This is a genomic window from Bradyrhizobium sp. USDA 241 (assembly GCF_049739505.1).
Lineage (GTDB): Bacteria > Pseudomonadota > Alphaproteobacteria > Rhizobiales > Xanthobacteraceae > Bradyrhizobium > Bradyrhizobium liaoningense.
The window spans coordinates 128861-151478 of the sequence record NZ_JBMGPZ010000005.1; the positions used below are offsets into that span (position 1 = coordinate 128861).

13 protein-coding genes and 2 pseudogenes are annotated in these 22618 nt (G+C 61.1%); 4 read left to right on the plus strand and 11 right to left on the minus strand.

Annotated elements, in window-relative coordinates:
* Positions 1-281 precede the first annotated feature (281 nt).
* Together ABIF91_RS22395 and ABIF91_RS22400 are read right to left on the minus strand one after the other, a co-directional pair.
* A protein-coding gene (locus ABIF91_RS22395; protein ID WP_424578686.1) for an IS3-like element ISRj2 family transposase occupies positions 282-1411 on the minus strand; the annotation gives its coding sequence in 2 pieces (ribosomal slippage) (positions 282-1153 and positions 1153-1411; 1131 coding nt in all).
* Between the two features lie 514 nt (positions 1412-1925).
* Positions 1926-3194 carry an IS256 family transposase gene (locus tag ABIF91_RS22400; RefSeq protein WP_253579856.1) on the minus strand — a complete coding sequence of 423 codons (1269 nt, stop codon included), beginning with the start codon at positions 3192-3194 and terminating at the stop codon, positions 1926-1928.
* A gap of 355 nt (positions 3195-3549) precedes the next feature.
* Between ABIF91_RS22400 and ABIF91_RS22405 the strand changes: the two genes are divergently transcribed.
* Positions 3550-3756, plus strand: a complete 207-nt coding sequence (locus ABIF91_RS22405) for a hypothetical protein (protein WP_011084638.1) — start codon at positions 3550-3552, stop codon at positions 3754-3756.
* Positions 3757-3885: 129 nt separating this feature from the next.
* Here ABIF91_RS22405 and ABIF91_RS22410 read toward each other — a convergent pair whose 3' ends face one another.
* Positions 3886-5232 carry an IS5-like element ISBj2_B family transposase gene (locus ABIF91_RS22410; protein WP_208088662.1) on the minus strand — a complete coding sequence of 449 codons (1347 nt, stop codon included), beginning with the start codon at positions 5230-5232 and terminating at the stop codon, positions 3886-3888.
* Between the two features lie 648 nt (positions 5233-5880).
* Between ABIF91_RS22410 and istA (ABIF91_RS22415) the strand changes: the two genes are divergently transcribed.
* Together istA (ABIF91_RS22415) and istB (ABIF91_RS22420) are read left to right on the plus strand one after the other, a co-directional pair.
* Entirely contained in the window at positions 5881-7422 is a 1542-nt protein-coding gene (istA, locus tag ABIF91_RS22415) for an IS21-like element ISFK1 family transposase (RefSeq protein ID WP_060907903.1), read from the plus strand.
* Positions 7423-7440: 18 nt separating this feature from the next.
* Positions 7441-8202, plus strand: coding sequence for an IS21-like element ISFK1 family helper ATPase IstB (istB, locus tag ABIF91_RS22420; RefSeq protein WP_011090937.1), 762 nt, complete (start codon positions 7441-7443; stop codon positions 8200-8202).
* Between the two features lie 628 nt (positions 8203-8830).
* On the opposite strand, the gene istB (ABIF91_RS22425) is transcribed toward istB (ABIF91_RS22420), so the two are convergent.
* From istB (ABIF91_RS22425) to ABIF91_RS22435, 3 genes and pseudogenes are all read right to left on the minus strand, one after another.
* Positions 8831-9598 carry an IS21-like element IS1631 family helper ATPase IstB gene (istB, locus tag ABIF91_RS22425; RefSeq protein WP_038952109.1) on the minus strand — a complete coding sequence of 256 codons (768 nt, stop codon included), beginning with the start codon at positions 9596-9598 and terminating at the stop codon, positions 8831-8833.
* A 4-nt stretch (positions 9599-9602) separates the two neighbouring features.
* Complete coding sequence (gene istA / locus ABIF91_RS22430) at positions 9603-11360, minus strand: IS21-like element IS1631 family transposase (protein ID WP_100214066.1); 1758 nt, start codon at positions 11358-11360, stop codon at positions 9603-9605.
* Positions 11361-11714: 354 nt separating this feature from the next.
* Positions 11715-12155: pseudogene (locus ABIF91_RS22435) on the minus strand (transposase); the annotation flags it as partial.
* A 524-nt stretch (positions 12156-12679) separates the two neighbouring features.
* Here ABIF91_RS22435 and ltrA point away from each other — a divergent pair.
* A pseudogene (gene ltrA / locus ABIF91_RS22440) lies at positions 12680-13833 on the plus strand (group II intron reverse transcriptase/maturase).
* Positions 13834-14125: 292 nt separating this feature from the next.
* On the opposite strand, the gene ABIF91_RS22445 reads toward ltrA, so the two are convergent.
* From ABIF91_RS22445 to ABIF91_RS22465, 5 genes are all read right to left on the minus strand, one after another.
* On the minus strand, positions 14126-16441 hold the full coding sequence (locus ABIF91_RS22445) for a hypothetical protein (RefSeq protein ID WP_424579398.1): 2316 nt from the start codon (positions 16439-16441) through the stop codon (positions 14126-14128).
* Between the two features lie 195 nt (positions 16442-16636).
* On the minus strand, positions 16637-17299 hold the full coding sequence (locus ABIF91_RS22450; protein WP_011084647.1) for a CpaD family pilus assembly lipoprotein: 663 nt from the start codon (positions 17297-17299) through the stop codon (positions 16637-16639).
* Positions 17300-17309: 10 nt separating this feature from the next.
* Positions 17310-18764, minus strand: a complete 1455-nt coding sequence (locus ABIF91_RS22455) for a type II and III secretion system protein family protein (protein WP_028181206.1) — start codon at positions 18762-18764, stop codon at positions 17310-17312.
* Between the two features lie 26 nt (positions 18765-18790).
* Positions 18791-19480, minus strand: coding sequence for a response regulator (locus ABIF91_RS22460; RefSeq protein ID WP_011084649.1), 690 nt, complete (start codon positions 19478-19480; stop codon positions 18791-18793).
* A gap of 2013 nt (positions 19481-21493) precedes the next feature.
* Positions 21494-22474, minus strand: coding sequence for a hypothetical protein (locus tag ABIF91_RS22465; protein ID WP_028153525.1), 981 nt, complete (start codon positions 22472-22474; stop codon positions 21494-21496).
* Positions 22475-22618: the final 144 nt, after the last annotated feature.

Sequence of the window (22618 nt, forward strand, 5' to 3'; positions counted from 1 at the left end):
CTGACGAGGGTGTGGGTCGCTTTAGTGGCTTCAGCTCACCCGCCAAATCCCACGATTGCTCTGAACTCAAGATGCCGCGAGTTATCTAAGATTCGTTTGCCATAGATACCTCTCTTTTTGTCGAATAGAGCTTTTAGAGCTGGCCCCGGTTGTTTGGACAGCGCCCCGCTGGATTTAAGTGGATTCCTGCCGGGTTATGCTGAACGCGGGGCTTTACGGTTTTGTCGTTGCGTCGGGAGGGCGTAGCCCGACCAGAGCGACGACAAAACCGTCGGCGACGGTCATGCGGCCATCACCATAGCTTGCGTGCCGAAGTAAGCCTCGTCGGGCGTGCGCCCGTCAAGGCTCGAGTGAGGGCGTCCCTGATTGTAGAAGGCCAGATACTTGGCAATTGACGCTCGCGCCTCGGACACGCTGTCGTAGGCGCGGAGATAAACTTCTTCGTATTTGACCGTGCGCCAGAGCCGCTCGACAAACACGTTGTCGCGCCAGGCGCCCTTGCCGTCCATGCTGATGGCGATCTTCGCGTCCAGCAGCACATCGGTGAACTCGAGGCTGGTGAACTGGCTGCCCTGATCCGTGTTGAAAATCTCGGGCCTGCCGTGCTTCGCCAACGCCTCCTGGACCGCTTCGACGCAGAAGGCCGCCTCCATTGTGATCGAGACGCGATGGGCCAGGACCCGTCGGCTGAACACATCGACGACCGCCGCGAGATAGACGAAGCCACGCCGCATCGGAATGTAGGTGATGTCCATTGCCCACGCATGGTCGGGCCGCTCGATCTTCAATCCGCGCAACAGGTACGGGTAGATCTTGTGACCCGGAGCCGGCTTGCTCGTGTTCGGGCGACGATAGACCGCCTCGATCCCCATGCGCTTCATCAGCGTCGCGATGTGGCGGCGACCGGCGTATACGCCCTCCCGCCGCAGCAACGATCGCAGCATACGCGCTCCCGCGAAGGGATAATCGAGATGCAGCTCATCGAGCCGACGCATCAAGGCAAGGTCCTCGGCCGAAACTGGCCGAGGTTCATAGTAGACCGTGCTGCGAGCCAGCTTCAGGACCTTCGCCTGGCGCACGATAGAAAGATCATGATCGCGGTCGATCATCGCTTTGCGCTCAGCAGGCCCGCCTTGGTGAGCGCGCCGGACACAAAATCGTTTTCCAACGCCAGCTCGCCGATCTTGGCATGTAACGCCTTCAAATCGACCGGCGTCTCGGCCGATGTCTTGTCATGCCCAAACACGCCGGCGGCGCCTTCCAGGAGCTGGTTTTTCCAGATCGTGATCTGGTTCGGATGAACATCAAACAGTTGCGCCAGCTCCGCCAGTGTCTTGTCGCCTTTGACCGCAGCCAAAGCAACCTTCGCCTTGAATGCCGGAGAATGCGTCCGGCGGCTCTTCTTCGTCATCTTCGCTCCTGATTCGCAGCAAGAATCCTCGCCGCTGTCAGGCAGAAAATCCACTCAAGCTACTGTCCGAATTTGCGGGGCCAGCTCTTTTCTTAGGCGGAGGCAGGCAACCGCTGTCCGCTCAAGGGGGCGCAGATCCGGTTGGCGGCCGATGCCGGGATGAGTGATGACGTGATCGCCACAAGCCTGGGCGTCGGCCACTTGGCGGTCTCCCACCCTTCGACGTTTTTGTCGAAGGCAACCTGGCGGAGAACCAGAGCGAAGAGCCGCCTACCGGGCAGAGCGCGAACTCAACGACAAGGAAGAGGCCCTTCTGGTGGCCACCGCCTGCGGCCCTCCGGCAGGCCGGGCGCTGGACACCGGAGCTGCTAGCTGGCGAATGCTCAGGCTGACGTGGTACCAAGCGTGCCGCCGGAACGTCGTTCTCACGCTTGACTGCAACTTGCCCACACGGGCCGCTTTCGTTTTGGGAATTGCCGGGGAGCTATGGCTGATTTTGGGTGACGCGGCCTGATCAGGCGGCGTGGCTTTCAGTGTTCGGAATGACTTCGATTCCGTCGATGAACTTTACACCGGCGATGACTTTCGGCAACTGGTTCGTGCTCTTCAATCGCCGCCAGGTCTTCGATGCGGCGTCGATGAGCTTGAACACCATCAGCTTCGCAGTTTGTTGCGACAGCGATCCCTTGGTCCGCACCGTTCGGTGGCGCACCGTGGCGAAGACGCTCTCGATCGGGTTCGAGCTGCGTAGGTGGATCCAGTGCTCAGCAGGGAAGTCGAAGAAGGCGAGCAGCGCATGGCGATCCTTGATCAGGCACTCCACCGCACGTCCGTATTTGACGTGGTATTTCTCGACGAAGACGTCGATCGCGGTTTCAGCTTCGGCCCGGTGTGGGGCCAGATAGATGTTCCGCAGGTCGTTCTTCATGGTGCCCTGCACGGATTTGGCGACCTTGTCGAGTACGTTGCTCACTTTATGGCACCAGCATCGTTGGTGCCGCGTGCCGGGAAAGGCCTCGTCCAGTGCCTTCCAGAAGCCGAGGGCGCCGTCGCCGATGGCGAGTTGCGGGGCAATCCGTAACCCGCGTTGCCGCAGGTCGATCAGGAGTTCGCGCCAGCTCTGCGCGCTCTCGCGCACGCCGACCTGGAAGCCGATCAGCTCCTTCTTGCCTTCCGGCGTGGTGCCAATCAGCACCAGCATGCATTCGCTGTGATCTTCCATGCGGGCCTGCAGGTACACGCCATCGGCCCAGATGTAGACATAGCGACGCGCCGACAGATCGCGTCTCTGCCAGCGTTCGTACTCGACCTGCCAATCGGCCTTCAGGCCGGCGATCACCGAAGGCGACAGGTTCGGCGCATCCTTGCCGAGCAGCGCCGAGAGCGCCTCCTGGAAGTCGCCGGTCGAGATGCCGCGCAAATAGAGGACCGGGATCAAGGCATCCAGGCTCTTCGTCCGCCGCGCCCATAGCGGCAGGATTGCCGAACTGAAGCGGAGGCGGTCGCCTGGCCCGCTCGCTCCGCGGTCGCGGACCTTGGGACGAGCGACCTCCACCGGACCGATGCCGGTCGCAATCTCGCGCACCGGACCGTGCCCATGTCGGACCAGGCGCGCTCGACCGTCGGGCAGCGTCAGATTGGCCGTGCTGGCCAGAAACGCGCCAACCTCGATCTCGATCGCCCTGGCAAGCAGGTCCCGCGCGCCGGCACGAACGATATCGGTCAGTGGATCATCAACCGCGGACGGCTGACGGAAAGCAAGAACATTGGTAGTCTCGGTCATGGCGTATCGCTCTCCTCGAGAGGTTCTGGCAGGCTCGTCACCCGCCTCGATACGCCGCCTTCCTCACACCGTCATCACCCAGATTCCGCCATAGCTCTTGCCGGGTCTCGTCAGCTTTCAGTAAGCCAGCCCGGATACAGAGCCGTTGTGGTTAACGGGACGTGGCAGGGACAGCGCTATCTATCCAGAACGGTCAGCGCCGAGTCACGCTTTCCGCTAAACTCAACGGCAGCGCGGAGCGGCAGGGATAGTGCCTTTATCCAGCCCCCCCAGGTCGGTAGGCGCCAGGCCGCGCCCGCGCTGTTTCCTGTCGCTGACCTTCTGTAGTCGGCTTTAAGCGTTCAGGGGGTGGAACATGGACGGCTTCAACTCAACATCCTCGCCTTATGCGCCGCAAGTGCGGCGCAACCAGCCGCTGCCAAGTTTGTCTCTTTATGTGCCCCCGAGCTGGCAGCAGGGAGATCCGTGGGCGCCGGAAGACCTCAAGTTGCGAATGGGTTTGCACAAGCTTCTGCCCCATCCGGATCTGAGCCAAATAAAAGTCTTACTCTCGGGGACGTGAACTAAACAGCCGGTATCGGGCCGCCAGGCTCGGAACACGAGATTTTTCTCCGCAGAAACTGAACTAGCTCCCGATTGAAGTCAGCCAAGGCGGCGAGTCGCCCGCGCTGCCTGCGATCCGAGTCGATCGTTAATAAGCCGAATTGGGCTGAACTGGACAGTTGAGCGTTGGCCAGAGTGAGAGCAGGAAGAGGGACAAAAGGTCTCTGAGCCAAGCCAGGACACGGCGGAGGTTGTGGCCAACGGCCGAGAGGAGAACGTTAGCGGCATCTCCGGCGCGGCCTTTGAGATAGCAGCGGCCAAGGTGACCTTCGTTCTTCATGTGTCCGATGATGGGCTCGATGGCGGAACGGCGGCGTAGCTCGCGCTTGATGACGCCGAAGACGCCGCGCTTCTGGCCCGAGATGAAGACGCGGCGGGGATTTTGTGTGTCGTGGCCGCGATATCCCTTGTCGACATAGGCCCGTTCGATCGGGCAGCCGGTGAGGCTCTCGGTGCGCTCGATGACGTTGCGAAGGGTGTGACCGTCGTAGGGGTTGTCCGGCAGCGAGCAGGCGTGGAGCACGAACAAGCCGCCCGGAGCTCTTTGGTTGTTGGTGACGATGGAGGCCTTCACGCAGAACTCATAGGGCGCGGCGGCCTTGCCCTTGCCGATGCACTCGACCTCCGGAGCATGGAAGGAATACAACTTCCAGCCGCGCTGGCGCTGCTGCTGCGAGCCGATCTGGGTGGCTCGGCTCAGCGGCAGGGCGAATGCCCCCTCCAATGCGGCCTGGCCCTCGGTCTTGCGGCGAATGTCGCGGATGATCCGGCCCAGCCGGCTGCGCAGGATGCGCAGCTGTCGCTGATGCCGGTTGAATTGTTTGGCATGAGCGTAGCGGCCCGCCATCATCGCCGCGCTTTTGGCCACGCGAACATAGGATTGCCGGAGCCTGACCCCGTGCTTCCTCGCCAGGCGGTTCAACCCGCGGATCGCTGCATGCAGCAGCTTGGCGTCGGTCGGGAAGCTGATGGCCTTCGGTTGGACGGTCGTGTCGACCGTGACCCGCTTGAGGTCCTGGCTGCGCAACGCACCGCTCGCGTGCGCCACCCGAAGGCTCTCGGCCAACAACCGCTCCAGCTTGTCGCCGAGCCGCTTGCGCCAGTGGCTCAGGTCTGAGCGCTCATGCGGGAAAACGTGCTGGAAAAACTCTTCGCCGGTGAAGAACTGGAAGTACGGATCGTGGACCCAGCGCTCGCACACCCCCTCATCGGACAGGCCGTAGATGTGCTTGAGCAGCAGCAATCCGATCATGAAGCGGGTCGCGATACCCGGCCTGCCGTTGTCGCTGTAGAGCGGCGCGATCTCGCCGTCGATCCAGTCCCAATCGACCCTGCCGGCGAGCAGAACCAGCTCGTGTCGCATGTTGATGATCTGGTCCAGCCGGGACCGGAACAGATCGTTCGAGCCTGTCGTCCTGTGCTTCTTTGGTCGCATCGGTCCCTCCGATGCAGCACAGAATCACGGTTCGCAGCGGCAGGGAAATCCAAAATCGAAATTGCAGGTTTTTGCTGTGAAGCCCCAATCCCCTGCAATCTCAAATGCCGCCGCAACCGGAAAACAGACTCTCAATCAAGTGCTTGGAGGCTTGTTCACGGACAACATCCGAAGCTGATCGCCGAGACACGTGAGGCGACTACCAGTCCTGGGGCGAGAGCTTCGTCGCCCTGGCCGAGGGTCTGCAGAACGCGCTGTGGTCGCTCGGCGGGCCAGCGCGTAAGCATCGCACCGGGCCAAGGCCCGAGCCCGTATCAGAGTCCCGTGAATGGTGTCGTAGTTCAGGTATCCCTGCAACACGCGGCGGAGCCACGCGCCGGTATCAACGATGAACGCCTGGCGGCGGTTCGTTACGCCGTGTCGTATCGTGCCATCCTGGCATTGCGGGAGTCGATTGTCACCCGTCGGATTGTGATGCGCGTTTCGCGGGATCGTGAGCGCGGATTTCAGGGGATCGTGAGCAGAGATTTCAGACGATCGTGAGCAACGATTTCGCGGGATCGTGAGCAAGGCTTTCGGAGCCTTGCAGCGCTTCGGCCGACAACTCAACCGGCTTAGGGATGACCTCGTGGTTAACGAGGAAGTCCAATGCCTACCCAGAGATTGTCGATGCGCCGGATCAAGGAAGTCCTTCGGTTAAAACATTTTCAAGGCCTGCCAGAGCGGGCCATCGCGCGGAGCGTGGGCGTCAGCAACGGCGTTGTGCACAGCTACCTGAGCCGCGCCCGCTCTGCTGGGTTGAGCTGGCCGCTTCCGGAGGGAATGACCGATGAAGACCTGGAGCTTTTGCTTTTCCCGGCCCCACGACCAGCGTCTCAGAGCCCGCAGCGGCCGGTGCCCGACTGGAGCTACATCGATAAAGAGCTCCGCCGGCGCAACGTAACCCGTCGCCTGCTCTGGGAGGAGTATCGCGCCGTTAATCCCGACGGTTTCGGGTACACGTGGTTCTGCACTACCTACGAGGCCTGGAAGGGGCGGGTCCGACCTTCGATGCGGCAGATTCATCTGGGCGGCGAGAAGGTGTTCGTGGATTTCGCCGGCGACACCATCGACATCGTCGATCCCCTGACCGGGGAAGTGCAGCCGATGAAGCTGTTCGTCGCGGCGATGGGCGCTTCGAACTACACCTACGCCGAGGCCTGCCCCAGCGAGAGCTTGGCCGACTGGATCCGGGCCCACGTCAACTTGTTCACGTTTTTGAGCGGAACGCCGACGTTCGTGGTCTGCGACAACCTCAAAGCCGCCGTCAGCAACCCCGACCGCTACGATCCCGGCCTCAATCGCACTTATGCCGAGATGGCGAGCCATTACGGCACGGCCATTCTCGCCGCACGGCCGCGGCGCCCAAAAGACAAGGCGAAGGTCGAGGTCGCGGTGCAAATCGCCCAGCGCTGGATTCTGGCCCGGCTGCGCAATCAGCGCTTCTTTTCCCGGGCCGAGCTCAACGCCGCCATCAAGACACTCGTCGACGAACTCAATGCTCGTCAAATGCGTGGCTTCGGCTCAAGCCGCGCCGAACTGTTTGCCGAACTCGACAAACCCAAGCTAACCCCGCTGCCAGATCAGCCTTATGCCTTCGCACGCTGGAAGCGCTGCCGCCTCGCTCCCGATTATCATGTCGAGGTCGACGGCCATTGGTACTCCGCGCCGTATCGTCTGATTGGCGAGCTGGTCGATGCCCGTATCGACGATCGGACGGTCGAGATCTTCCACAAGGGCCAGCGGATCGCCAGCCATGCCCGCGCGCCCAACCGACGCGGACACACCACCATCGCCGACCACATGCCCAGCGCCCATCGCCGCTACGGCAAATGGACCCCCGCCGCGGTGATCGCCGCCGGCGAGCGGATCGGTCCTTCGACAGCAGCGTTTTTCCAGGCCGTGATCGACGCCCGCCCCCATCCAGAACAAGGCTTTCGAACCTGCCTTGGCATTCTGGCGCTCGTCAAAAGCTACGGCGCCGAACGCCTCGACGCAGCCTGCCGGAGGGGCATCCTCATCAAGGCGCGCTCCGTCGCCTCGATTAGATCGATCCTCCAGAACGGCCTCGATCGCACGTTCTTCGACGAATCTTTCGAGCACCAGCCCCTGCGCCACGGCAACATCCGCGGACGCGACTACTTCCACTGAAGCAAGGAGAGACCCGGCATGCTTAACCACCCAACCCACGAACGGCTGATCGAGCTTGGCCTGACCGGAATGGCCAAGGCCTTCGAGGAGCAGCGCCGATCGCCCGATCTCGAAGCCCTGCCGTTCGAAGATCGCATCGGCCTGTTGGTCGACCGCGAAGCCGCCGAACGCGACACCAGGCGGCTCACCACGCGCCTCAAGATCGCCGCACTGCGCCAGACTGCTTGCGTCGAGGACGTCGATCTGCGCACCCCGCGGGGCATCGACCGCGCCGTTTTCGCCAAACTCGTCGAAGGTCGCTGGATCGATCGCCACGAGAATTTGCTCGTCACCGGGGCAACCGGCCTGGGCAAAAGTTGGTTAGCCTGCGCGCTCGGCCACAAGGCCTGCCGCGACAACCGATCAGTCCTCTATCATCGCGTTCCAAGGCTGTTCGAGGCGCTCGCGCTCGCGCGCGGAGACGGACGTTACGCCCGGCTCCTCAAAAGCCTCGGCCGCGCTCAGCTTCTGATTTTGGATGATTGGGGACTATCGGTGCTCACCGCCGCGGAACGCCGCGATCTGCTCGAAATCCTCGAGGACCGCCATGGCCGCGCATCCACCATCGTCACAAGTCAGCTCCCCGTGGACACCTGGCATGGAGCCATTGGGGACCCCACGGTCGCCGACGCCATTCTCGATCGCCTCGTCCACAACGCCCACCGCCTCCAGCTCACCGGAGAAAGCATGCGAAAACGCAGCGCCAAAACCATCACCCTTGACGGCCAACCAGAACACTGACTCTATCTCCCATCGGCCGTAGCGGGCTGCTCACGATCGTCTGAATTCAGTGCTCACGATCGCGCGAAATCGATGCTCACGATCCGTGAAATCCGCATTGTGAAGTGCGGATTTCGTTGGGTGCACCGCGCAGATGTGCGTGAACCCGAGGAAGTCGAACGTCTTCGGGCGGCGTTGCCCCGGCGCGAGAGGCGCTCGGCCGCGTACCGTCCAAATTTCAGAATCCGGGTCTTCTCCTCATTTAGCGAAAGACCGAACTCCGCTATTCGCTCACGCAGGGCGTCGAGAAGGCGTAGGACCTCGGTTTTATTTCGAAGCCCATAAGACTGCCGCCGGCATAGCTGCCGCTGCTTCTCCACTCGTGGGTCCAGAGGTCGAAGACGTGATGCACATTCATATTTACGAAGAGCGGCGGGAGCACCGCCCGTTGCCGCGTACTTACTCGTGCTACGGGCTTCGATCTGAATTTTCATTGCACGCAAGGAACTCGCAACTGACGGCATTTCTGATTCTAGAGTGGCCAAGTTCAGAAACATGGCGAAGAAGCCCGCGCCCCCGCGGGTCACTTCAAATTCCTCCGGGTGTGGTCAGTCAAATTCCTCCACCCGCGAGGCAGGACAAGGGACTGTTAGTTTGAGTTTGTTTCCCGGGCAAGAGCTTCAGCGGCTTCTTTGAGCCGATAGCTGCGTCCGTCGAACTCAAGCAGATGGCAATGATGCATAAGGCGATCGAGGATCGTCGTGCTCATAGTGTTGTCCCCAAGGTATGCCCCCCAATCCTGCACGACGCGATTGGAGGTGACGATGACGCTGCGGCGCAGTTTGTAACGCTGATGGATCAGGGTCTGCAGCAAAGTGCCGGCGTCGTCGGGGATGGCGCGTGCGAGGAATAGATCGTCCAGCACGAGGAGATCGCAGTCGATGATGGTTCGCAGCCGGACCTCGCGTTGTGCCGGAGAGTTCAGGGCGTAGCGGTGGAAGAAGTCGTCGGTCTCAAGATACTGGACCTTGTGGCTTTGCAGGATCGCCTGATAGGCAATCGCCTTGGCGATGTGCGACTTCCCGGTGCCAGGTTTGCCAACAAGCAGAGCGTTCTCGCCAGCGGCAATGAACGCCAGGGTGTGGAGCTGGAAGCAGGTCTGACGTGGCAGTTTGGGATTGAAGGACCAGTCGAACTCGGCGAGCGTCAGCTTTTCGTCGAGCCCGGATTGCTGGTATCGCCGCTCGATAAGACGGGACTGACGACGGTCCAGTTCATCCTGCAGGATAAGGGAGAAGGTCTCGAGGAAGGGCTGGTTGGCGCCCTGCGCCTGGAGCACGCGCGTCTGCAGCGTGTCGCGGACACCCGACAGGCGCAGCTGTCGTAGGCAACGCTCAATTTCCGGCATGGTCATCATGTGGCTAGGTCTCCAGTTTAAGGTGAGAAGGTGCAGCGGGAGCGCTCGTGGCGCCGGAGTTGGCCGGGGTTGCGCAGGCGACACGAGCGCGGATTGCCGTGGCGTGATCGTCGTGAGCCTCGGCCTGCCGACCATTGTCGTCGGCGTCGCGCCGCACAGCGCGGCTGAAGAGGTCGCCGTATTCCGCGGGGGTACGGATCAGCGGATGATCCTGGGTGAGCGGCGATGCCGGCTGTGGCGTCACTCCAACCTGCTCGATCGCCTGTTCGAACAACCGCTCGACGGTCGCACGCACGTGCTTGTAGCGGTAGATGCGGTTGTCGATGGCGTGCGCGCAGGCCTGCTCGACCAGCCGCGCCGGATACTTCCGGCCCAGCCCGACAATGCCCCACATCGCGCGCTGTCCGGGGCGCCCTTCGGTGTCGAACACCTGCTGGCACAAGGCCCTGGTCTGCGGTCCGATGCGCTCGGCGCTCGCCAGCAGCACGGCGGTTTGCCGCGACGGGTTGAACGGCCGTTCGCTGGTCGGCAGGACGACAGAACCGGGGTGCGCCATCCGGGAATGAACACGCAGCAGCGCACGGGTGTGGCGATCACGGATCTCGATCGTGGTGGTGTAGATGCGCACGACGACCTGGCTGCCGATCGGCGCGGGCCGCGCGGCGTAATAGCTGTTGTCGACGCGTACGGTGGTGTCGTCGCAGACAGTCCGGACGACTTCGGTGAAGATGCGGAAGGGAGCGACAGGCAGCGGCCGCAGGTGCGGCTTCTCTTCCTGGAACATCGCCTCGACCTGACGGCGCGTGCTGCCGTGGATGCGTTTGGAAGCCCAGTTCTCCTCCCAGTGCCTCAAGAACTCGTTTTGCGCCTCCAGCGTCTCGAAGCGCCGTCCGGCCAGCGCAGTGCCCTGGGTATGTTGAATCGCATTCTCGACGCATCCTTTCCGATTTGGATCGGCCACGCGCGCGGGATCGGCGACCACGGCGTAATGAGCCAGCATCGCGCTGTAAATCGGGTTGAGCTGGGGCTCGTACAAATCCGGCTTGAGGACGCCTTCCTTCAGGTTGTCGAGCACGACATAGCTGGGGACCCCGCCAAAATACCGGAACGCCTCTTCGTGGAGCTGCGCCCAGACTTGTTGGCTGGACTTCCAGACTACCCGCCGGAAGCTGCGCCGCGAGTAGCGTAGCGTCATCACGAACAGGCGGGGACGACGGTACCGCCCGCTCTTCGGATCAACCGTCGGCGCGCCCTCGCCATAGTCGACCTGAGCTTCCTCGCCGGGGAGGAACTCAAGACGATCAAACTGCTCAGGATCAGCGTGCCGCAACCGGCGCACAAACCGCTTGACACTCTGGTAGCTGGACGGAAAGCCAAATTGATCAACCAGGTCCTGGTAAATCGCCTGCGCGTTCCGCTTCAGCCGGACCTGTTCTTCGATCCACGTCCGATGCGCTTCGCAAGCCGAACGGGCCAGGCTGCTGGTGACCGTCGCTTCCGATGTCCCAAAAGCCGGTGGTCGGGGTGGAGGAATTTGGCCGTCCGCGCTCACCGAGCCGGTGGTCACTTCCCCGGGGGAATTTGCCTCCGCACCGGCCCGCAGCGCCTGATAACGCCGGATCGTCTTGCGATCGACACCCGTCAGCCGGTGAATCTCGCGCTGGCTGGTGTTGCGATCAAGTAATGTAAGTACGGTGCTTTGCAGATGTCGCTTCAAGACGTTCAACTCCCCGGCCCCTTGCTGGCTAAAGGGGTCGAACATAAACGTCCTGCCTGACCGGCTACTGCTGTTCAGCGGCGCTGACGGCGATCATCAGGTGGGGGAGTTTCAAGTGACCATACCCGGGGGATTTTGACCGACCCACGGGGCCCGCGCACTACATCGCACAGGCGAATCGAAAAAGATTCGGGATTAGCGGGATGAAGGAGATCGTCACGTGACAACGCCAGCGGTCAGCCGCTTGCGTATCAAATCAATCGCAAGAGCCGGAGGTCTGACGGAAGATGAGTTCCTGCCCGCCGCCGTGCATTGCCCGTCAGTAGCGGATCCGGCGCTGCAAGGAAGGCGCCGCGCTTTGGCAGGGGAGCGGAGCTGGTCGGCGACGCAGCGCCATTACGCCCGCGCGTCCTCGGCATCGTCCTGGGCGCACACCGTGGCGATGAAGGCGGAGACGAGGCGCCGTGCGCTCTTGCCGGCACGTGCCAGCGCATTGCGCATGAAGTGGACGCGGCAGCGCTAGTGGCGTTGAGAACTTCGCCGACCGTGGCCGTGATCCCTCATGAGTATCGGAGACGACGAGCCCGTAGCCCCGCAGGCCGCGGCGGACGAGCTTGCGCAGGAGCGCGGCCCAGAACGTCTCGGCTTCGGATGGGCCGACGTCAATGCCGAGCGCCTCACGCCGGCCGTCGCTGTTAACTCGACGCGATGGTCACCGCGACCGAGACGATGCGCCCCTGCTGACGCAGCTTCACGTACGTGGCCGATCCACAGATAGGGCCGATCGCCCTAGAGCGGGCGGTTGAGGAAGGCCTTCACGTTGTCGCCGATCTCACTGCACATGCCGCGCCGGTCATGCCTTCGACCACCAGCGCCATCAGCCGGAGGCCGAGTGTGTTCCCTAGTCACGAAGGCAGCATGAGCATCGTCGTTATGCGAGACGATGCCGCTCCGTCGGGGTCGATGGCCGCATCACGCATGGAAGGCAATCATCGGAACATGAGAGGCCCGATCGGGTCCACTGGATTGGTCTCCAGTGGGGGACAGCGGCGAGGCACTGCCAGAGCCGCGGTCCGAGCTGAGGTCGGGAGTCGGACTGGTCCATAGTACCTGTGAAGTCGTCGAAGGAAACGAGACGTATGGAGGGAAGGGGCCAGCCCGAGGGGAGCCCGCGCGAGAAGGCCAGGGTCCGGACACAGAGCCGGGTTGCCTTGCCGCCGAACCTCGATCGGGTGAACGCGGCGGCCAAGCGGGCTGCCCAAACCCGGTTCACGGCCTTGCTGCACCACATCGACGAGGACGCTCTGCTTCGGGCGTTTCGACGACAAAAGCGGCAGGCCAGCGCGGGGGTCGATGGGGTAACGATGGCGAAGTACGAAGAGGGGCTCACGGATAACATCCGCGACCTCTGCGGACGGGTCCACACTGGTCGCTACCGGCCACAGCCGGTGCGGCGAGTCTACATCCCCAAAGCCGATGGCGGTAAGCGGCCTCTCGGTGTGCCGGCGCTCGAGGACAAGATCGTCCAAAGCGCGGTGGCCGAGGTGTTGAGCGCCGTCTATGAGGCCGACTTCCTTGGGTTCTCCTACGGCTTCCGGCCGGGGCGGAATCCTCATATGGCGCTTGATGCCTTGCATACGGCGATCATGAGCCAGCGTGTGAACTGGGTGCTCGATGCCGACATACGCAGCTTCTTCGACGCGGTCGACCACGAGTGGCTGTTGCGGATGGTGGCGCACAGGATCGCCGATCCTCGCATCCTACGGCTCCTCGAGCTGTGGCTGCGGGCCGGTGTTCTTGAGAGCGGCGAGAAGCGAGAGACGGACAGGGGCACGCCGGGGCAGGCATCAGCCCGCTCCTTGCCAACATCTTCCTGCACTACATCCTCGATCTCTGGGCCCACCAATGGCGTCGTCGTCATGCCCGCGGTCGCGTCGTGACCGTGCGCTATGCGGACGACTTCGTCATGGGCTTCGAGAGCAAGGCAGATGCGCAGGAAATGCTCTTGGCCCTCAAGGTGCGGCTGGCCAGCTTTGGCCTGATGCTTCATGAGGGCAAGACGCGGCTGATCGAGTTTGGCCGGTTCGCGGCCGTCTCGCGTCAGCGGCGCGGCGAGCGGCGACCAGAGACCTTCGCCTTCCTCGGCTTCACCCACTACTGCGGGCGGACCCGAGATGGCCGGTTCATCGTGAAGCACAAGACGGAAGGGAAACGCCTGACGCGCAAGCTGACGGCGTTGCGCCAGGACGCCTGGCGGCTCATGCACGCGCCACTGGCCACGCAGCACGAGCGGTTCGCCGCCGCACTGCGCGGGCACTACGGCTACTATGGCAGGCCGCACAATTATCCAGCGCTCAACGGCTTCTACCGCGAAGTGCGTCGGATCTGGCTACGTTGTCTGAGACGACGCAGCCAGAAAAGTCGGCGCATGGGCTGGTCGGAGTTCGACACCCTGACGGCACGCTTCCCTCTGCCCGTTCCACGCATCACTCGCACTTGGGCGCAGGCGCGGATATGACGCGGGTTACCCTCGGGAAGAGCCGGGTGCGGGAAATCCGCCCGCCCGGATCTGTGAGGGCGAAAGCCAAATGGCTGAGCTACTCGACCGCGCCTCTCTTGCTCTGCAGAGTGCGGTGCTGCCGAATGCTTACTTGATCGATAGCTGCTTGAGATCATGGTGGCACTGGAAAGGTCGGATTTGCTCACCGCCCGGCATCGTTGAAGCGTGCTTCTAAGATCTCCGGAAGGAGGATCAGACGTGGTTTTAGGTCCGCCTGAGCAGCTGTCCGAGGTGCCGACGAGCCCCTCATTCAGCCAAATTGTGGCTGATGGAAGAGAAGAACGCGGCTTCCCGGTAGGCTCTCTGCCGTGTAGAGCTGACCGTGGATAAAAAAAGCGGTCATTGGGACGTCCCGGCTCGGCAGAAGGCCTAGATTCTGCAATATGTCGATCACGGCGGGCGAAGCCTCTTGGGAGGCGTGCGTCCAGCCGTCGCCCAAGAACTCTCCCAGTTCAGGCACTTGCGGGACTGGCTGATGGCCTGATGCAGGTGCGGCAGACGGCAGAGGAAGGTTCGGCGCCAGCGCCGAGGGAGCGTCCCTACTCCATTCGAACGGAGCCGCCGAATCAAGCCCTGGCGCAAGACCGCCGTAGATATCTGAGGAAGTCCTCAGTGCCGCAGGCCTAGCTTCGCCCGGCAAAGCGGGCCGAGGGTGATGAATGAGCTGAACGTCCTTGGGCCCTTCCGGTCCCAAGATGGCCGTGTAGCGTTCGCCGCCGATCTCAAAGTTCATGATTGGATGTTCCACAACAGGCAAGAAGTCCCACTCGCCTAACTTGGACAGCATCTCGTCGGGGGCCGGCTGGGTGCGATGGGAAAAATTCTTGGGAACGGCGAAAGAAACATCAAACGTATCGCCGACAGCGGGCGACAGCAGATGGACGAGCTGAACATCGTTGAGCCCTCCCGGTCCCAAGACGGCCATATAGCGCTCACCTCGAATGTCGTAGGCCTTTACCCGCTGTGCTGCATCCGGCAAGAGGCCCCAGCGGCGAAGCCTGTGCATCATATTCGGCGCGGCCTGAGTCCCGTGGGAGAAATGTTCGGGAACGCTCAAAGACGCATCAAAGGCTTCGCCGGCTGCTGCGATCGTCTGCTCAAGGGTGGTCTGCGCCGCAGCGCCTTCGTTCATCATCTGTCCAGAGTGGTCTTCAGAGGCGAAATCGGGCTGCCGCAAGCTCGGATGCCAAGCAGGGGCATCGAAAGGCGCTTCTTGAGCAACACTCTGCGCTGGCGAGGGAACGGTTGGACTCATCGTTGGCCAAGGCATCAGCGCATCGAAGGTCGGCGTTGGCAAAAGGTTCTCGCGGTCCGCTGCATCGAAAAGCGCGTCCTGAGGGACACTTTGCACCGGCGAGTGGATGATTGAACTCATCATTGGACCAGGCACCAGTGCATCGAAGGTCAGCGCGCGAAAGAGGTTCTCGCGACCCTCGGCATGGAAAAGCGCGTCCCGAGGGACACGTTGCACCGGCGAGGGAATGGTTGGACTCATCGTTGGCCAAGGTACCGGCGCATTGGAGGTCGCCGCCGACAAAAGGTTCGCACGATCCGCGGCATCGAAAAGCGCCTCCTGATCGACACTTTGCACCGGCGAGTGAACCATTGAACTGACCGTTGGCCCAAGCATGGTCGCCGGCAAGAAGCTCTCGGCTTCTGCAGCATCGAAAAGCACGTCCTGGGCGACACTTTCCGTAGGCGAATGGACGGCCAACCCCACTCCATGCCAGACCTGCGGAGCATTGAACCCCGGCGGCCGTGAGCTGCGCTCATCTGCATCGTCCCCAATCGGCTGCTCATCGGCCGGCATAGCTGAGGGGGTGGACGGCTGGATGACCTGGCGCGAACTGCCTCCTTCTCCGCCTAAATTGGTCTGCAGGGTAATGGCGCGATAGTCCCGAAGGCCATTCAAGGCGGAGATGAGCCTCTTGTCCTTCGGGAACAACCTATCCGCGTGTCCGAGCAGTTTATCATCACTGAGGTCGGCAATGGACAAGGGTCGGAGCGCTACCGCCAACTTCCGCAGTTCGCTCGCATAGCTCTCGGCCGTTTTCCTGCCGATCTGTCGACCAAAACCTGCCTCGGCGGCATCCCTGATAAGACCCTCATCTTCCCTGGAAGGACGATAATGTGTTGAGAGGGGGCGAGCGTTGGCGTCGGGCTCGCGGTACCGACTGATCATTAACAATGCTGGCGCGATGACCCTGTCGTTTGGCAGCAGCTTCCTAGCGTTAGCGAGTAAGGCATCGTCATCGAGCCCAGCAATTGATTTGCCGGACTTCTTCAGCCCCTCGGCGAATTTGCGAAGCCGACGATCATAAATTTTGACGGTGGTCTCACTCGGCGGCGGCCCTCCATTGAGAGCAGCGGCCGATGCCGCCTGGATGAGGTGATCGTCTTCCTCAGTGACATCATGAAGCGCCGCGTGCGGATATACAGGGCCCGCCTCTCGCACGCCTGCCAGGTGCTGCTCAAACGCCACATGCTTTTGATCCGGCTGTTCCACGGCGGCATCCGACGCAGCGGACGCCTTATCGGCTGGGTTGATCGTGTTGAATCGGTCCATGTTCAGTCCGCAGGGCTCGCTCTCTCGCTATTTCGCTACTCACGTTTGCTTTCCAAAACCTGACATCGCCAAGCGGAAAGGTAGAATGAAGGGATAAATGATGGCTCGCAATTGCCTTCTCTGCGCCTTGCAGCATCGCTCGTGCGCCTGAGCGCCAGGTGCTGCACAGTAGGTTCCGACAAGCGCTTAAAGCGCCTATCGGAGCGGCTGCACATTCTGTGTTGTTGGTCCCGCTGCGTCCGGCGCTGTCGTGCTTGCTCCATCTTCTCCGTTGCCCTTGTTGCGCGCTGCGAGAGTAGAGTGACTAGCAAGAGGAGCGGCGGCGCGATCGCCATTTACCGTGCTGACAGACCGATTATCAACCAGGTCGAGCGGATCGTTCACCATCACTCCCAGGTTGTTTTTGGTCGAGCAACCAAGAGTCGGTTCGAACGAATTGTCGTCCACTGCTGGTCCTGCGATCAAAAGCGACGGACAGTTCGGAAGATGCGCTTCAAACGTAATCGCCTCGATCCTGACGGCGGAACGGCCCGATAAATTGAGGGGAGAAGCGGACAGCCGGATGTTAGAGGGAACAACCCCCATGGCGCGTGCTTCGTGCGCCACCTGCGCAATGAGCTTATGGGAGCCGCTGACATCCACATGGAGCGCATCCCGCCGGCCACCACTTGCGTCGGCGATAAAATTACGCAGCTGAAGCTTTTCGAGGGCATGGAGGCTCTGCAGAAGCAAGACACGCTTTTTCTGTTCGACCTGGACTCCTTGTTCGGCAGGATTGGGATGGATCGACGCAGTATTTGCGCAGCCCCCCAATATTGCGGCAAGGACAATCGAATGGGACAAATATCGCATGTTCATATGTCGATCCTCATTCGATGATAAAGCCGGCGTTGCCCGTCAGTCCCGGTGCGCTCGCGCGCGGCGCATCGCGGCCTTGAGGCGGCCGTGCCACCGTGTTCGTCAAGATGCGGCCTGCATCTGATGGCGGTGCGATGCGGTTGGTCGGAATACTTATCTGGCTTGGATTTGATCCCGGCCGTACGATGTAAGGTGTAACAACGATAACTAGCTCGGTTTCGCGTTTTTGAAACGATGAAGAGCGAAAAAGCGCACCAAGGATCGGTACGTCGCCGAGCCAGGGAAACTCGCCGATATCAGTGTTGAAGTTGCGCCTGATGAGGCCGCCGATTGCAAAGCTCTGGCCGCTGGCGAGCTCGACCACGGTGCTCGCCCGCCGCGTCGAGAGGGCAGGAACCGCCATACCATTGATCTTGACTTCGCCTTCGGTCGATAGTTCGCTGACTTCGGGCTTCACACGGACAATGATCTGGTTGTTGCTGAGCACTGTCGGGACGAACTCCAAGCTCACGCCGAACTGCCGGAATTGGACCGAAACCTGCCTGTTGTCCTGCATGACTGGGATCGGAAACTCGCCGCCGGCGAGGAAGCTTGCGGCTTCGCCGGACATTGCCGTCAGGTTCGGCTCAGCCAGGATTGAGGCGAGGTGCTCACTGGCGAGAGCGTCGAGAACAGCGCTGAGGTTGATATTGCCGGTGCTAAACCCGATCCCAATCGTGCCGCCGCCGCCAGCCCTGCCGGACCCTCCCGGTTTGCCGGTGGCAAGGAAAGCGCCGTTTGGGCCCGAGGCGGTGAAGTTGATGTTGAGATCCTTGACGGCGGTGCGGGAGACTTCTGCTACGCGCACGCTGAGATTTACCTGCAGTGAGCCGGCGACCTGGATCTTGTTGACGACCGGGGCGCCCGCGCCAACAAATTGCTCAGTGACCTTCCTCGCAGCCTCAACGACATCGGCATTGGGCGCTATACCGCTAAGGATCGCCCCGCGCGGGGTATAGCTGACCTGAATTGGATAGTCGCCGACCTCGGCCTTGAGCGCGGCCCGTAGATCCTCGAGTGGTTGGGTTACGACAATACGCAGCTCGGCAAGAGCCTCGCCGTTTTCGTTGAGGGCGAACAGGCTCGTCCGCCCGGACTTTTTGCCGAACACGAAAATTGTACTGCTCGACGGAGCTTGATAATCGGCAATTGCAGGGTCGGCGACAAAAATGGTCGCCGCCGGTGCGCTCAAATGCACCGTCTTTCCCTGTGACGAGGTAATATTGAGCGTGCCCGTGGTGCTGCCGGGTGCCGCACGTGGCATCTCTCCTTTGCCGTCCCGCTTGGTCTCGGCTGAGGCCGCAAGCGGAAACAGCAAAGCAAATCCGCATAGGAGGTAGCAGAGACGATTGAGAGCGGCAGAGCGTTGTGGATTGGTGATCGCAGGCGGCTGGGTAGCGCCGGCGGCATTATTAAGGATCTTCAAGCGATTGTTGCCTTTAAGTGACGCTGCTAGGCAGCCGATGCTGTGCCAACGAGTTCAAGAGTGTAACCGACGCCGCGCGCGGTCTTGATTCTGAGCGTCGCACCCGCCTGGTTCAAATGCGCGCGTAAGCGATAAATCCCGACTTCCAGCGCATTGGTCGAAACCTCGTCATCGAACGCGTACAAGCTATCTTCCAGCGAAGCGCGCGGCACAGTGCGGCCGGCGCGATTGAGCAGATGCTCGAGAATGCACACCTCACGCCGAGCAATCCTCAGGATCCGGCCACCCACCGAGACTTGTCTGGCGATCGGATCGAAATGCAGATTCCCGAATGTCACGACCGGCGCCGTCATTTGCGTTGACCTTCGCAAAATGGCCCGCATGCGAGCGATGAGTTCGTCGATCGACACAGGCTTGGGCAGGAAATCATCCGCTCCCGCATTGAAGGTCGCGATCCGGCGGCTGAGATCATTGAGACTGCTCATCATCATTGCCGGCATTGATCGTCCTTCGCGCCGCAACTGCTTCAACCAGTCCAAACTATCCCCATCCGGCAAGACGGACTCCAGCAGTACGAGGTGGTAGTTTGCGCAATCCAGCGCGGCTGACGCCTCATCCAGCGTGGGCGTCACGTCCACCGCGAACCCGCAATTCACGAGCGTTGCCTTCACAGCGCGGCCAAAGTCCGCATGATGATCAACCAGGAGAATTCGCATCCATCGCCTCTCGTCCGTCCTCGGCAAGACTTGAGCGTGTTAGGGTTGACCAAGAGATCCGGCGACTGGATGCTGCCGGTCTGGCATGAATTCGAAAAGCCGTAGACGACCCGCAAGAGCTTGTTGGCAGGCGACCGATGCATGCGCATCCATTGACATCGGATATGTGACGGCTCGCGGCGGGTCGCCTGGGCGGGCGGCGCAGCTCAACATATCCGTTATGTTGGCAAGAGCTCTGCGATGACTTACGGGGTTGAGAGCCCTGGCGGCGCACTGATGCATCTGTGGGCGGCACATAGCAATGCCTGCATGCGCTGCGCGAATGCTAGCGGTAGTGATCGCGCGAGACTGCCCCAGCGAAAGCAAGGCACGGGCGAGATCAGCTGTATTTGTCGTCGAACAGGCTTGCGAAACCGACATTGAATACTTCCCAGTTCGTCTTGATCCGCGGTCAGTCTTGCGAGGCTGTTGGCCGTAGTGCCGTCAAGTCGCGGCATTGCAAGTGTTCCGCGCTAAAGACACTTCGCGCGCTATGTGCCGGCCAATGGGGCGTAAAAGGCCGAGATGCGACGAAACGATCAACGCGTCCTTCGGGACAGACGTCCTCTCGTTTGCCGGCGTTATCCAAGTAAGATGTCAACCGTTCCAATGCTCGGTCGCTTCCGAGGCGTTCTCCGTCCCAACTGAGCTAGTGCTGCCAATGAAGGACAAATTACGTGCGGCATTGCTGTCGTGCCTTGTCTGAGGCGGCGACGCCGGCTCCATGTCGTCGGATCGGGTGCACGGCTCAGGAACTCTGCCTTTCGTCGGCATAGGCGAAACAACGACTGCCCGCGTCGTTCTCGCGCGCTGGATCCAGGTCTGCCTGCGAAGACGGCGCTTCGCCCAGCCCTCACAGAGCAGATGAACGATGCAAGCTCTAAAAAGGAGGAGTTGGGTAGTGTGATCAACCGAATCGGCCGAGCATTGAGTTTTTGAGACGTTCGCAATTGTTGGTACCCGTCAGGAAGAGTTCACACGAGCGGACTGTGTCGCGAGACTGTCGGAAATCCTACAATCTGACGCGAGGTGAGATTCAAGTGCAATTGAATGCTCTTTGTCGGGGTGCCTTCAGTTTGGAATCGTTGTGAGGCAACGGCGACACAGTTCGACCATGCCGTCGAACTGCGCGCGGCGGTCCGTCTCGCTGTGTACAAAGCCGTGAGCATTCGTCCGTCCAATTAAACGTCTCGCAGAAGCGCTATTGAGTGCAGAAGAGGCAGGCGCTCTTGGCAAGCGGGGTAAGCCATGACACCAGGAGCGGGGCGATCCGATCCGCCTCATGCGTGTCAATTTAGCGGGGAGACCGTGGCGAGAGGTGGACGTCCACTTGATGAACAGGAAGCAACGTTCGAGGTGAAGACTGTCGATCGCTCGAGCCAAGTTGTTCGGCAAGGGATTGAGGAGAGAATCGATTGCCAGACGTCATCTTGAATGCGGCCTCCTTATATTGCGATCGACTATGAGCCTCTTAGGCGCGCTCCGCAAAATCGATTGTTTTGATGGAACGCATCCAGGTGACGGATCGGCTGTCTTGTAACAGCGCGGCTTATCGCGGGGAGCGAATGCCCGATGCGATCGCGGCCGAAACACCTGTTGCTTGACCGCGCGGCCAATTTCAGACCGAGTACAGAGAGGGACGCAGCGCGTTCAGCGGCGTAACTCCACCAAAGCCGCCAGCCAGCCGTGAGCTCGTATGTCGTTCGAACTCACAATGTCCAAGGCGCCGGGATGCTCCAACGAGCGCGCACAGGAGGAGGATTGTCCGACATCCTCGCGTCGCCGGAAGTGCATCTTGTCGGAGGCCGAACCGCTCTGCCGCTCGACCGGCGAGTTGATCGGGCCGCCGGTCGCCGCATAAGCTTAAGCTGTTCTGCGTGTGCGGAGTTGGTACGCCGCTTCAAGGTCTTTCTTTTGGGAGTTTGGGTGCTTGAAAACCAACGAACCAGCCCAACGGTTTGGCCGAGAGACCATCTACTCATTGCTCTCGCGCTTATAGGGATTTTCTTCTCTGCCGGTGCGGTAGCTTTCCAAGTTTCCGCCCAAGAACAGGCGCTCGGTCTCTTTCGTTGGCGTTCTGCCAAGTGAGCACATCAAATCGACGTCCGCATCGATGTTGTCGTAGTCTTCAGCATTCATTCTGAGCGCAATGCTGCTCATCACGTCGTCTGGCGTCCAGACACTGTGCTTCGGAACAGTGTAGGTGTGCAGTGCGTTCGCATTGTTGGCGATCGCCCTCGCCCAATGATCGCGAGAAACGGCGAGTTTCGCCGGATCTTCGACCAACGATACGAAGGGTGATGTTGTTGTCTTGCCGCGCATATGCCAGCCAGCTTGGCGCGCCCGGTCAATAGGATACCGCTCTGGATGATCTCCAATGGAAGAATGATCCCGAGCCGTGTTGCGAACATGCAATATGGCGCTTGTGTTTTCGTCCGTATGCGGCTTGCAGTCACTATTCTGATTCTGAAAACGCCGCAGTGTGACATAAGACGACCTCACGACGTCGTCAAATACGCCGTCTCGGTCAATGCTAGGTGCGCTCGCCGGTGACCAGCGCGCCGCCTGCTGCACGGCAAGGTCGATCTCATTGCGAAGCACTTCAAGATTGGCACCTGTCAGTGTTGCTGCAAGCTGAGCGCGGGCACTGACAAATGATGGGGCTGGGCAGCTACCGGGTTCCGAGGCGGCCTCGCCTGGCGCAGACGAGGACGTGGCAGTCGCGGAATTTGCCGCTAAGCAGAGTGAAGGCGGCGTCGGGTAGGCCGAATCGAGGTCGTCTAGATCCAAGTCATTCAGCTGCTGCTCGAAGCTTGCTTGATCTTCGGAATTGTGTGCCGTTGCGCTGCTCTCGGCGCCAAGCTCATCCTGTTGTCCATGGACGCGGCGCGCCTGCTGTACCACGTTGTGAACCTCAAAGGGAGTGTCCACAGCATTTCGTGGATCAACGTTCATATCTCTCTCCCTTCGAAGTGCCGGATGCCAGCCTAGATTGTTGCAGGCGCAGCTTTCGAGAAGCTGACAGACCAGAGAGGGCGCCATTTAGTTTCAGCTCTTGACGGAGTCGAATTGAGTCAGTCAGCATGGCGAACAGCCAGC